The sequence below is a fragment of the Methanomassiliicoccus luminyensis B10 genome (genome assembly GCF_000308215.1).
GTDB lineage: Archaea > Thermoplasmatota > Thermoplasmata > Methanomassiliicoccales > Methanomassiliicoccaceae > Methanomassiliicoccus > Methanomassiliicoccus luminyensis.
The window spans coordinates 81,897-94,841 of the sequence record NZ_CAJE01000024.1; the positions used below are offsets into that span (position 1 = coordinate 81,897).

Sequence of the window (12,945 nt, forward strand, 5' to 3'; positions counted from 1 at the left end):
AGGACCAGGCAACTTTTATTATGCATGCCCTGATTTTACTACCTACCAGCTCATCCGACCAAGATGGAACGAGGGCCGCGCGGGCTGCGTCCCGGCCCCCCGTTATCCCCCGGAGGGTCCCAATGCGCCGATCGAGGTCAATATCGAAGGAAGGAAGTGGCGGTACGCGCGCGGCGGACCCTCCCTCCCCGGACTGGCACGCTCTTAGCATCGAGAAGGCCTACGAGCTGCTGGAGACCACTTCCGGCGGACTGAGCGAGGCGGCGTCCGAACAGCGGCTGCGGGAGTTCGGACCGAACGAGCTTCCTTCCGAGAAATCGCCGGGGATCTTCCGCATATTCCTGCGACAGTTCCTGAGCCCGCTGATCTACGTGCTCATCGCCGCCGGGGCCATCGCCCTGTTCGTGGGCGAGATGCTCGACGCCGGCTTCATCTTCATCGTCATCCTCATAAACGCGGTGGTGGGGACCATCCAGGAGGCCAAGGCCGAGAAGGAGGCCGAGCAGCTGCAGCGGCTGATCAGGACGACCGCGCGGGTACGCAGGGGCGGGACCGAGGTCACCGTGCCCGCAGAGGGGCTGGTGCCCGGCGACATCGTGCTGCTGGAGTCCGGGAACGTAGTCCCCGCGGACATCAGGCTCGCCTCGGCCGTCAGCTTGGCCATCGACGAGTCGCTGCTGACCGGGGAGGCCGTGGCCATCGACAAGAGGGCGGAGCGGGCGGAGGCCGGCGCGCCGGTTAGCGACCGCTGGGACATGGCCTTCGCCGGTTCGACCGTGGTCAGGGGCCGCGGGGAGGGGGCGGTGGTAGGCACCGGCCTCCGCACCGAGATCGGGGAGATCGCGGAGACCGTCTCGCAGACCGAGAAGACCAAGCCCCCGCTGCTGATCAGGATGGAGCGGTTCTCCAAGCAGATCAGCTATGTGGTGGTGGCCGCCGCAGCGGCCATGTCGGTCTTCGCCCTCCTGAGGGGCGTTCCCCTGCTGGACGTCTTCTTCCTTGCCATCGCGTTAGCGGTGGCCGCCATCCCCGAGGGCCTCCCGGTGGCGGTCACCATAGCCCTAGCCGTCAGGGTGAAGAAGATGGCGGAGCGCCATGTCCTGATACGCAGGCTGGCGGCGGTGGAAAGCCTGGGCAGTTGCACCACCATCGCCAGCGACAAGACCGGCACCCTGACGGTGAACAAGCAGACCGTGAAGGTGCTGGTGCTCCCGGGCATGGAGCCCCTGCGGGCCTCCGGGGAAGGGTACGAGGGCGAGGGCGAGATCCTCACCGAGAGCGGCGCGCCACCCGGCGAGCGGGAGAGGGCCATGGCCATGAGGATCGTGGAGGCAGGCATCCTGTGCAACGACGGCACCCTGGTGCGCTCAGAGGGGGGATGGAAGCACTCCGGGGACTCCATGGACGTGGCGCTGCTGTCTCTGGGCTACAAGACCGGGATGGACCCCGCCGGGGTGAGGGCCTCGGTGAACGAGATCGCCTCCATACCCTTCGAGTCGGAGCGCCGCTACGCCGCCAAGTTCTACTCTCGCGGCGGCGGCCCCGAGGCGGCGGTGAAGGGGGCGTTGGAGGTCGTCCTCCCGATGTGCTCGCGCGTCATGGGCGAAGAGGGGCCGCTGCCCCTGGACAATGACGCGATGGAGCGGGAGAGCCACCGGCTGATGTCGCAGGGCTACCGTGTGCTGGCGGTGGCGGGAGGCGAGGTCGGCGAGGACGCCGCCTCCTCGCCGGACGGCCGGGGGCTCCGGGGGCTGACGCTCCTCGGCCTGGTCGGCTTCATTGACCCGCCCCGGCAGGAGGCCAAGGCCGCCATCGAGAAGGCCAAGTGCGCCGGGATCAAGACCATCATGGTCACGGGGGACCACCCCTCCACCGCGCTCACCATCGCCGGGGACCTCGGCATCGCCTCCGGCCCGGAGCAGCTGGTGTCGGGCAGGGAGCTGGAGGAGCTGGGCGGTCCCGAGGTGCCTAAGTTCGTGGACCGGGTCAAGCAGGGCAGGGTGTTCGCGCGAGTGACCCCCATCCAGAAGCTGGAGATCGTCGACGTGCTCATCAACGAGGGCGAGTTCGTAGCGGTCACCGGGGACGGCGTGAACGACGCCCCGGCGTTGAAGAAGGCTAACATCGGGGTGGCCGTGGGCTCCGGGACCGACGTGGCCAAGGGCTCGTCGTCCATCATCGTCACCGACGACAACTTCGCCTCCATAATAGCCGGCGTGGAGGAGGGGCGGTACGCCTACGAGAACATACGGAAGGTGACGTACCTCCTCGTCTCCACCGGCGTGGCCGAGATCACCCTGTTCATCCTGGCGCTGCTCTTCGGCCTTCCCGGGGAAGGCGGGGCGATCCTCCTGCCCCTCATGGCCATCCAGCTCCTGTGGCTGAACGTGGTGACGAACGGGATACAGCACATCGCCCTGGCCATGGAGGGCGGGGACCCCAACGTCATGAACCTCCCGCCCCGCGACCCCTCGGAGGGGATGTTCGACCGCCTCATGGTGAGGGAGGTGGCCGTGAGCGGCCTGACCATCGGCGCCATGGCCTTCACGCTGTTCTACCTCCTGGTGGAGGCGTTCGGCCGCTCCCCCTTCGAGGCGACCAACCTTACCTTCCTCTTCATGGTGCTCATAGAGAACGTGCACGTGTTCAACTGCCGCTCGGAGAGGGAGTCGATACTGAGGATACCCGCAGGGAGGAACCGCTACATCTTCGTCGCGGTGCTGGCGGCTCAGGCGGTGAACCTCATAGCGATGCACGTCCCGTTGACCCAGGAGCTGCTGTCGATCGCTCCGGTGTCCCTGACGGAATGGCTCACCCTCCTCGCCTACGCCGCCATCCTGGTGGCGGTGATGGAGGTGTTCAAGTACTTCGAGAGGAAGCGAATCGTGCCCATCTGCGGGCCCGGCGGGACCGGCCCGGCGCCATGATGGCCGCCGCTCGGAATCGAATGTTCCGACGACCTGAAAAAATAACCAATTATACTAGAACGACTTAGGGGAACCAATGGTTTCCGTGGAGGACACCGGCCTAAGGGGGGTCAAAGCTGCGACCACCCGGATCAGCAAGGTGGACGGCGAGGGGGGCAAGCTCCTCTACAGAGGATATTACATCGAAGACCTCGCCAGGGAGTCCAGTTTCGAGGAGACGGCCTACCTTCTCATGCACGGCGTTCTTCCCACGGCCCGCCAGCTGAACAGGTTCTCGAACGAGCTGGCCCAGAACAGAAAGCTCTCCCCCGCGGTCCTGAGGGCCTTGCGGGACCTTCCCCTGGAAACGCCGCCCATGAGCGTGCTGCAGGCCGGCGTCACCCTGCTGTCGGCCCGCTGCCCGGACCAGGGCGACGAGTCCAGGGAGGCCAACGAGCGGAAGGCCATGCGCATAATCGCAGTGATGCCCACCATCGTGGCGGCGTGGAAGCGCCGGAGGAACGGCCTCGACCCGGTGCAGCCGGACGAGGATATGTCCCAGGCCGCCAACTTCCTATATATGATCAAGGACGAGGTCCCCGAGCCGGACATCGCCAAGTTCATGGACGTGGCCATGATATTGCACGCGGACCACGAGTTCAACGCTTCTACATTCACGACCCGGGTGGTGGCGTCCACGGGGGCGGACATGTATGCGGCTGTGTCCGCGGGCGTCGGCGCGTTGTCCGGCCCGCTGCACGGAGGCGCCAACGCCCAGGTGATGAGGAACCTTTTGGACACCAACGATCCCGAGAGCGTGGAGGCGTGGGTGGAGGAAATGTTCAAGCGCGGGCAAAGGGTGTCGGGGATGGGCCACGCGGTCTATCGCACCATCGATCCCCGCGCCCTCATTTTGCAGACCATGGCCAGGGCGGTCCTGAAGGACCACCCCGAATATCGCTGGTACGAGATGACCGAGCGGATGGCCGAAGTGACCCAGGATATCTTCCGACGCAGCAAGGGACGCGACATCTACCCCAACGTGGACCTGTACTCCGCTTCCATCTATCACGCCATGGGCATTCATCATGACTTCTTCCCGCCCGTCTTCGCCATGTCCCGCTCGGCCGGCTGGACCGCCCACGTCATGGAGGAGAAGTTCCCCCTGCCGCCGGTGAAGCCTTCGCTGTACCGGCCCTCCTGCACCTATGTCGGGAAAGTAGGGGGGCAGTATGTCCCCATTGATGAGCGGTGACCAAGTTGGCCTCCTTCGTCCCGATCGCGGGATGCTGAGGTCGTTCGATGCGGCCCCTGCACCAATCCTTGCCTTTCTGCGATCGGACCGCGCCGTACTCCTCTGCGAGGGTGCGGCCAGCGCGATATTGAACGACGCGCTGGCATCGGCGTGATCAACGTGCTGGCAGCGGGGGCACATGAATTACTTGCCGTCCCTGGAGCCTGATCGACAGCATCCAGAGCCTGCTGGCGGGTGTGCTGCGGTACGACGTAGATGGCCGTGCTCATTCAGCGCGGTCTTGCGTTCGATCATGAACTGAAGCTGATAGAACGATCAGCTACGTAAGCGACCGCAATTCGTTCCAGAGTTTTTTAGTTAGTATCATTGTAATCGAATAGTACTAGATTGATGACGTACCATGAGCGGCACCGCGAGGAGACCGTTCATGACAATTCCGAGATGGGATATCTCACAGCTGGTGGACAGCACCGATACCAAGCACCTGAAGGAGCAGATGCGCGCCATGCGCGACGAGGCCTCGGCGTTCGCCTCCCGCTATCGCGGCAAGATCGCTGACCTCGACGCTTCCGGCCTGCGGGAGATGCTGGCGGCCAAGGACGAGATGGCCCTCCGCTACGAGGGCGCCATGACCTATACTTCCCTGTCGTTCGCGGCCGACACCACCGACCCGGTGGCCAACGATCTCTATGCTGCTTACTCGGAGGCTAGCACCCAGGCGAACCAGGACCTGGCGTTCATGAGCATCGAGGTGGGCAGGCTGCTCGCTTCCCGTCCGGAGATGCTCGACGATCCCGAGCTGAAGGACTACCGCCACTACCTGGAGCGCATGCTGGCCTACGCCCCCTATCTACTGTCGGAAGGGGAGGAGAAGGTCATCATGGCCAAGGACCAGAACGGGGTGGAGGCGTGGTCTAAGCTGCAGAGCCGGTGGCTGAGCACCAGGCAGTTCCGCATGAACGTGAACGGCGAAGAGAAGGTCCTGAGCGTGGGGGAGATGACCCCGTTCATCTACGATCCCGACCGGACCACCAGGAAGAACGTGTACCTGTCCCTGGGAGAAACGCTGGTCAAGGACGAGATCCTGTGGGCCGACATCATGAAGGCGATCGTGACCGACCACCAGGCCATGGGCCGCATCAGGGGATACCCGTCCCCCCTCACCTCCAGCCTCCTGGTCAACGACGTGGAGCAGGGAGCGGTGGAAGCGCTGATGAGGGTGGTGCGCCGAAACTCCGGGCTGTGCCAGAGGTACTTCCGGCTCAAGGCCGGGCTTCTGGGGCTTCCGATCCTGGGGAGCTGGGACCTTAGGGCGCCCCTGCCGGGGGCGCCGGAGCACCAGTACTCCTGGGAGGAAACGCGCGATCTCCTGGTCTCCGTATACTCCGGGTACGACGCGCGGTTCGGGGAATGGGTCGCCGACATTTACAAGGGCCAGCGGCTGGACGGTCAGGTCCGCAAGGGCAAGCGGACCGGGGCGTTCTGCGACACCTGGATCGGCGGGAGGAGCGCTTTCATACTCTCATCCTACAGCGGCCGCCTGAACGACGTGTACACCCTCGCCCACGAGCTGGGCCACGGGGTGCACGCGTACCTTTACACCAGGGCGCAGAACCCCAGCAACTGCCAGGTATCTCTGTGCGTGGCGGAGTGCGGCAGCCTGTTCGGCGAGCTCCTGCTCACGGAGCGGCTGCTGGAGGAAGCGGGGAGCGGAGAGGAGCGCCGCGCGCTCCTGGTCAAGGTCCTCAACAGCTTCACCCAGACGGTCTTCCAGGAAGGCTTCCGGTACCTGTTCGAGATCAGCCTGTACGACGCCCTGGATAGGGGAGAGCTGCTGGACAGCGGCAAGATATCGGAGCTGTGGATGGCCGCGCAGAAGAGCATCTACGGTGACGCGGTGGAGTACCTTCCCGAGTCGAAGTACGACTGGGCCCGGTTCCCCCACCACTTCTTCCCGGACCTGCGGTTCTACGACTACCCGTACGTGTTCGCCCAGCTGTTCGTGTTCGCCCTGTTCCGGCTGTACAAGGGGGAGGGAGAAGCGTTCAAGCCGAAGTTCCGCAGGTTGCTGGAGGCGGGGTCGAGCCGCTCGCCCGCCGACCTGGCCAGGGAGCTGGGCTTCGACATATCCGAGGAAGGGTTCTGGCTAAAGGGCATGGAACAGGCCGAGGAGTTCCTGGCGGAGCTGGAAAGGTCCGCCTGAGCGGCGGGCGCTCCGAGCTCCCTCCTCCTGTCAGTGGATGGTCACCAGCCCGGCCTGCTGCCTGATCTTGTTGGTGTCGATGATCTCTTCCCTGTCCAGCAGGGACATCCCGGCCATGGGGCCGATGATCTCCACCGCGATGATCTTGTCCGGGCTGGTCAGGCTGACCTTCCCCACATGAATGGGGTCGGTGAGCGAGAGCACCAGGTCCTCGGAGTGCTGGTCGATGTGCCTCTTGTGCAGATGCATCATCCACCTCTCGTTCTCGCCGATGCCCTCAGCGAGCTCGGCGGCCGTCCGTCTCATAGTATCTTCGTCGGCCTCCACCCACCTCTCGACCGGCACCCAGTGGTAAGTGTGGCTGAGCAGGTCCGGCTCCTCCTGCATGCTCGCGCGCAGGTCGTACACCAGCTCCTTGGGGTCGCCGGCCACCCTTGCGCAGAACACCCCGTCCACGCAGGCGTGCTCCAGCTCCTCTATTTGCTCTCCGATGTCCCCGACGACCCTCCGCAACTCCTGCTCTGCCAGCCTGGACTGGTTGGGATGGTACGTCACCAACAGGTTGTATCGCTCCATGTCGATCACCCGGCCCTACTACGTGAGGAAAAGTGTATTGATGCTTTGGGTGGCCTCGGCGGGAGGCGCCCCGGGAGCGTACCCTGGGATGCCGAGAATGTATAACATGTTCTGTCCTTGTTTTGCCGGCTCGCATATACTTTCTTTGCATCAAGCATATGCTGGGCCTTGCACGTTCTTTGTTCCGAGATGAAAGATGACAGCCCCTCTGTCCCGGCCACGCGCCCCGCGCGCCGCCGGCGGGGCTCTCGGTAGTATGCAAGGCCGGGGGCGGAGGGGGCCGCCATCATCCGTGAGGGATGAGGCATGCAAGGATATTGCTATGAGTGCAGAAAGGAAGCGAAGGAAGAGGTGTGCGACGAATGCAGCGGCATCGCCCTGCCGGTGCTGCCCAGGAACCATGAGGGGGCCGCGCGGCACTGTGCGGGCGGCGGGGTGGGAATAGCTCTCCTGCCCAACGAGCTGGGGTCTCCGGACAAGCTGTTCTCCTGCGAGCTCAAGCTGGACCTCCCGGCAGGATGGGACGCCCGCGACCTCCGCGAGGTCGGCGAGAGCACCGACCGGTTCATGAGATATCGGCAGTGCGAGATGTCCTGGAGGTACGACCCCGCCAGCGGGCGGCTCCGCCTGATGGGCCGGAGGAGCGAGGGGCGCTGCGAGTGGTGCCTGGCGTTCCGCAAGGGCCTCCAGAACATGGCCCGGGAGGAGGGCCGGAGCTTCCGCAACGACGGGGCCTGCCTGACCGTGTGAGGCCGCGGTTTATGCGGTCATGATCGGGCCGAAGTCAAGCTTATCGCCTATTGTTCTCTCCAGAATCTCGCGAACGGCGCTCTTCTCCGGAGTATCCCGGCCATTTTGGGCCGGTACGCGTACAAGGAGCCCGCCCCCGCCGCTTCGCGCCTCGCCGTGTGGGGCCGTCCCTTCCCAGTTCACTCCCTGTTGATCTCTTCCAGCACCCGCATGGCTTCATGACTGTGCTTCTTGGGCTGCACCACCGAGGAGAATACCATGCGGATGACGCCCTTCTTGTCGATGAGGTAGGTGACCCTTCCGGGCGACCGCCCCGCTCCCCACGCCCCGTAGAGGTCCCTGACCCTGTCGCCGGGATCGCTGAGCAGCGTGAAGGGAAGCTTGTTCTCTTCGCGGAACCTCTGGTGCGTCCCCATGTCGTCGGAGGAGATCCCGAAGATCTCCGCGCCGTTCTTCTGGAACTCCTCGTGCATCTCCCTGAACTCGTGCGCCTCCAGGGTGCACCCGGCGGTGAAGTCCTTGGGATAGAAGTACACCACCAGGGCCTTCTTGCCGATCATCTCGCCGATGTCGACCGTGTTGCCATCCTGGTCCTGCAGCGAGAACCCGGGGGCTTTGTCCCCCACTTGAAGCATCCTGTTCAATGTGGTCATGGTTTCGTTGGTGGGAGCGGTCGGTATTAATTGATTCCTCCCGGAGGCCCCCTTCGCCCGCGCAAGGCGAGATCCTGCCCGCTGTTCCGACTATTCGGGACCGCTGCGTTCCGGCCTGCTGCCGAGGAGGCCAGGCATGAGATCCCTATGCCGAGGGGGACGCTTTCCCGATGCCGGCAGCGCCTATTTCTCCTTATGCCGATTTGAATATTTTATTCGGCGACGATTCCAATCGGGGGGCTATCGGGTACTAATTTATTTATAAACACATAGGCTTTTCAAAATTAAATTAACAATAGTGAACAGCACAACAGTTAAACCATCTGGAAGGTGCTGCGAGAACGATCGAGGAACGAAGGAACCGAAGGAAAAAATGAACTGTAAAGGAGGAAAAGAATGACTCAGAGTAAGAAGAGCTTGGGAACGCTCGCCATCCACGCGGGACAGACCGTGGACCCGACCACCGGATCGAGGGCCGTTCCGATCTATCAGACCACGTCCTACGTGTTCAAGAACACCGTGCATGCCGAGAACTTGTTCGGCCTCAAGGAGCTGGGGAACATCTATTCCCGCATCATGAACCCCACCACGGACGTGTTCGAGCAGAGGATCGCCGCCATCGAGGGCGGGACCGCGGGGCTGGCCACCGCTTCAGGACAAGCGGCGATCTCATACGCCCTCCTGGGCATCACCAGGCCCGGGGACGAGATCGTGTCGGCCGACAACCTGTACGGAGGGACCTACGAGCTGTTCCATTACACCTTCCCCAAGCTGGGCAGGACCGTGAGGTTCGTGCCCTCCAATGATCTTGAGGCTTACGAGAAGACCATCAACGACAAGACCAAAGCGATCTATGTGGAGTCGATCGGGAACCCCAAGCTGGACACCCCCGACTTTGATGCCATATCCAAGATAGCCCACGACCACAACATCCCCCTGGTGGTCGACAACACCACCGGCGTCGGCCTGGTCGCCCCCATAGAGCACGGGGCCGATATCGTAGTGCTGTCCGCCACCAAGTACGTTGGGGGGCACGGTGCCGCCATTGGCGGAGCGATCGTCGATTCAGGCAAGTTCAACTGGGGCAACGGCAAGTTCCCCGAGTTCACCGAGCCCGACCCCGGCTATCACGGCCTGGTCTATTGGGACACCTTCAAGGACTTCGCCGGCCTGGGCAACGTGGCCCTGGCGTTCAAGCTCAGGGTCAGCCTGCTGAGGGATACCGGCGCGACCCTCGCCCCCTTCCACGCTTGGCTCTTCCTGCTGGGCCTGGAGACCCTGCACCTCCGGGTGCAGAGACATTCCGAGAACGCCCTGGCCGTGGCGAAGTTCCTGAAGAGCCACCCCAAGGTCGCATGGGTCAGCTACCCCGGGCTGGAGGACGATCCGAACCACGCCAACACCGAGAAGTACCTCAAGGGAGGCTACGGCCCCCTGGTGGGCTTCGGGGTCAAGGGCGGTGAGGCGGCCAGCAGGAAGACCATCGACAGCCTCAAGCTGTTCTCGAACCTGGCCAACATCGGCGACTCCAAGAGCCTGGTCATCCACCCGGCGTCGACGACCCACCAGCAGCTGACCGTGGAGGAGCAGAAGGCCACGGGCGTGACAGCAGACTTTATCCGCTTGGCGATTGGTACCGAGGGCATCGATGACATCATCGCTGACCTCGACCAGGCGCTCAAAGGGGTGTAAGGACCTGAACTACAGCATCGGCGCCGTGGAGACGAAGTACATCGATCTCCCCGGGCCCCTGGAGCTGGAGTGCGGAGCGAAGCTCGGACCCCTGAGGATCGCCTACGAGACGTACGGCCGGCTCAATCGGGACAAGAGCAACGCCATCCTCGTCTGCCACGCCCTTTCAGGGGACGCCCATGCTGCCGGGTATCACCCGGGGGACGCCAAGCCCGGCTGGTGGGACATCGCCATCGGTCCGGGCAAGGGCTTCGACACCACCCGATACTTCGTGATCTGCTCGAACGTCATCGGGGGGTGCCAGGGCTCCACAGGCCCCTCCTCCGTAAACCCTGACACCGGGAAGCCCTACGGGATGTCCTTCCCGGTGATCACCATCAGGGACATGGTGAACGCCCAGAAGCTTCTTGTAGACTATCTCGGCATAGAGCAACTCTTCGCCGTGGCGGGGGGCTCCATGGGAGGCATGCAGGTCCTGGAGTGGGCGGCCGCCTACCCCGACGCGGTCCAGAGAGCCGTGGTCATAGCATCCACCGCCTATTCCACCCCGCAGCAGATCGCCTTCAACACTGTCGGAAGGAGGGCCATACAGGCCGACCCCGGATGGGACCACGGCGACTATTACGGCAAGGAGCTGCCGTCGCTGGGGCTGAGCATTGCCCGGATGGTGGGCCACATCACCTACCTGAGCGACGACTCCATGATCAGCAAGTTCGGGAGGAACCTGCAGAACAAGGACAAGGTGGGCTTCGACTTCTCCACCGACTTCCAGGTGGAGAGCTACCTGTACCATCAGGGAGATACTTTCATCAAGCGCTTCGATCCCAATTCATACCTGTACATCACCAAGGCCATCGACTACTTCGACATGGCCAGGGACGGCTCCCTCATCGCCGGCCTGGCGCCGGTCAAGGCCAAGGTGCTGGTGGTGGCCATCACCTCGGACTGGCTCTATCCCCCGTACCAGTCGCAGGAGATCGTGAACGCGCTCACCGCCAACAACGTCAAGGCGGTGTACGGGGAGCTGCGCTCCAACTACGGCCACGACGCCTTCCTGCTGGAGGACGGGCAGCTGAACTATCTGCTGAAGAGCTTCTTCGATCAGGTCACCTCCGGCGACGTCATGCTGAAGGACATCCGGACGATAAGCGAGGACACCACCATAGCCAAGGCCGCCGAGCTGATGATCTACCTGGGGGTGAACCACCTGCCGGTGGTGTCCAAGGAGGGCAAGCTCGCCGGCATCGTGACCTCCTGGGACATCGCCAAGGCCACCGCCCGGAGGCTGAACGACCTGAACGAGATCATCACCCGCAGCGTCGTCACCACCACCGTCAGCGAGCCGATAGAGGATGCCCTCCGCAAGATGGAGGAGCACGAGATCTCCGCGCTCCCCGTCATCGACGAGGCGGGCAGGGTGCTGGGCCTGGTGACCAACGAGCGCCTGAGCCCCCTGCTGCGGAAATGCGGCTGACCCCGCTCGTTCAAATATAGACGCGGGTCGATATAGATGTCCGAGAGGCGATGGACTTGAAGTTCGATACCAAGGCAGTGCATAGCGGAGAGGAAGTGGGAAGGTCGTCCCGCTTCGGGGACGTGGTAGCGCCGATCCACTTGACCAGCACCTTTGCCCGGAAGGATCTTGACGAGGTCTGGGGTGGGTTTGAGTATTCCAGGGGAGGCAACCCCACTAGGGCCGCGCTGGAGGAACGCCTCGCCTCGCTCGAGGGCGCCCGGGGCGCCCTGGCCTTCTCCACGGGGATGGGGGCGGAGACCACCGCCGCGCTCCTGCTGCATAAGGACAGCCGGGTCGTTGTGACCAATGACGTTTACGGCGGCACCTACCGGCTCTTCGACAAGTGCCTGACCAACTTCGGCCTGGACTTCGACTACGTCGACCTCACCGACGACGCGGCCACGGACAGCGCGATAGCCAAGGGCGCGGACATGATATGGATAGAGACGCCCACCAACCCGCTGCTCAAGATCGTCGACATCAAGAGGATCGCCGACGCCGCCCATGACCGGAACCCCGACGCGATCGTGGTGGTGGACAATACCTTCGCCAGCCCTTACTTCCAGAGACCGCTGGAGCACGGCGCGGACATAGTGGTCTACTCGACCACCAAGTACGTGTCCGGGCACTCCGATGTTCTGGGCGGGGCGCTGATAACCGATTCCGAGGACCTCCTGGGGCGGTTGAAGCTCATCCAGAGGTCGGCGGGAGCGACCCCCGGTCCCTTTGACTGCTTTCTCATCCTCAGGGGCACCAAGACGCTGCACCTTCGCATGGAGAGGCATCAGAGGAACGCATTGGCGGTGGCTCAGTTCCTGGAGCGCCATGACATGGTGGACAGGGTCATCTACCCCGGTCTGGAGAACCACCCGCAGCATGAGCTGGCGAAGAGGCAGATGAGCGGGTTCTCGGGCATGGTGTCCTTCTACGCCTCATCCAAGCTGGACGTGAGGAAGTTCCTGGGGGCGACGCACATATTCACTCTCGCGGAGAGCCTGGGCGGGGTCGAATCATTGATCGAGCATCCCTGGACCATGACCCACCGCTTCATTCCTGAGAAACTGAGGCTCGCGTCGGGGGTAGATGACCGCCTAGTGCGCCTGTCGGTGGGGATCGAGGACCCCGACGACCTCATAGCCGATTTATCGCAGGCGATGGAAAAGGGAGCTCGGTAAGCCTGCTGTATTATATAAAGGGAACGAAATATTTCTAGAATAGTTCCCGGGGCGGAAGCGGCGGCTGAGGCGATTCCGACGGTTTCAGAGCAACCTGTCAAAATGTTGAAATTTAATGAGAATGAAAGGGTCAAACGTCAAGGTCACATTCTAATGGCGACGTTTTAGATGTACTTGAACAGACGAGCGATGAGTTCATAGATGGCCTGGTCGATCTTT

At 63.3% G+C, this 12,945-nt stretch carries 9 protein-coding genes; 7 read left to right on the forward strand and 2 right to left on the reverse strand.

Annotated features, from left to right (window positions below; genetic code table 11):
* Positions 1-122 precede the first annotated feature (122 nt).
* The 3 genes from WYS_RS13235 (at position 123) to WYS_RS13245 (ending at position 6,364) form a co-directional block, all read left to right on the forward strand.
* The gene (locus tag WYS_RS13235) at positions 123-2,927 is read left to right on the forward strand and encodes a cation-translocating P-type ATPase (RefSeq protein ID WP_019178658.1); all 2,805 of its coding nucleotides are present in this window, start codon (positions 123-125) and stop codon (positions 2,925-2,927) included.
* A gap of 76 nt (positions 2,928-3,003) precedes the next feature.
* Positions 3,004-4,161: a citrate/2-methylcitrate synthase gene (locus tag WYS_RS13240; RefSeq protein WP_019178659.1), complete on the forward strand. Its 1,158-nt coding sequence runs from the start codon at positions 3,004-3,006 to the stop codon at positions 4,159-4,161.
* Between the two features lie 400 nt (positions 4,162-4,561).
* On the forward strand, positions 4,562-6,364 hold the full coding sequence (locus WYS_RS13245; RefSeq protein WP_019178661.1) for a M3 family oligoendopeptidase: 1,803 nt from the start codon (positions 4,562-4,564) through the stop codon (positions 6,362-6,364).
* Between the two features lie 30 nt (positions 6,365-6,394).
* Here the strand turns inward: WYS_RS13245 and WYS_RS13250 are convergent, their stop codons facing one another.
* Positions 6,395-6,940, reverse strand: coding sequence for a hypothetical protein (locus WYS_RS13250; RefSeq protein WP_147654226.1), 546 nt, complete (start codon positions 6,938-6,940; stop codon positions 6,395-6,397).
* A 306-nt stretch (positions 6,941-7,246) separates the two neighbouring features.
* Between WYS_RS13250 and WYS_RS13255 the strand changes: the two genes are divergently transcribed.
* On the forward strand, positions 7,247-7,690 hold the full coding sequence (locus tag WYS_RS13255; protein ID WP_019178663.1) for a hypothetical protein: 444 nt from the start codon (positions 7,247-7,249) through the stop codon (positions 7,688-7,690).
* Between the two features lie 179 nt (positions 7,691-7,869).
* Here WYS_RS13255 and WYS_RS13265 read toward each other — a convergent pair whose 3' ends face one another.
* Complete coding sequence (locus tag WYS_RS13265; protein WP_019178665.1) at positions 7,870-8,343, reverse strand: peroxiredoxin; 474 nt, start codon at positions 8,341-8,343, stop codon at positions 7,870-7,872.
* A 396-nt stretch (positions 8,344-8,739) separates the two neighbouring features.
* Here WYS_RS13265 and WYS_RS13270 point away from each other — a divergent pair, with 396 nt between their 5' ends.
* Genes WYS_RS13270 through WYS_RS13280 form a run of 3 tightly spaced genes read left to right on the forward strand, consistent with a single transcriptional unit; the run spans position 8,740 to position 12,726 of the window.
* Complete coding sequence (locus WYS_RS13270; RefSeq protein WP_019178666.1) at positions 8,740-10,035, forward strand: O-acetylhomoserine aminocarboxypropyltransferase/cysteine synthase family protein; 1,296 nt, start codon at positions 8,740-8,742, stop codon at positions 10,033-10,035.
* A complete protein-coding gene (gene metX / locus WYS_RS13275; protein ID WP_019178667.1) occupies positions 9,992-11,509 on the forward strand; it encodes a homoserine O-acetyltransferase MetX in 1,518 nt (505 codons plus the stop codon). Before WYS_RS13270 ends, metX begins: the two co-directional genes overlap by 44 nt.
* Positions 11,510-11,559: 50 nt before the next feature.
* Positions 11,560-12,726: a cystathionine gamma-synthase gene (locus WYS_RS13280; RefSeq protein ID WP_019178668.1), complete on the forward strand. Its 1,167-nt coding sequence runs from the start codon at positions 11,560-11,562 to the stop codon at positions 12,724-12,726.
* Positions 12,727-12,945: the final 219 nt, after the last annotated feature.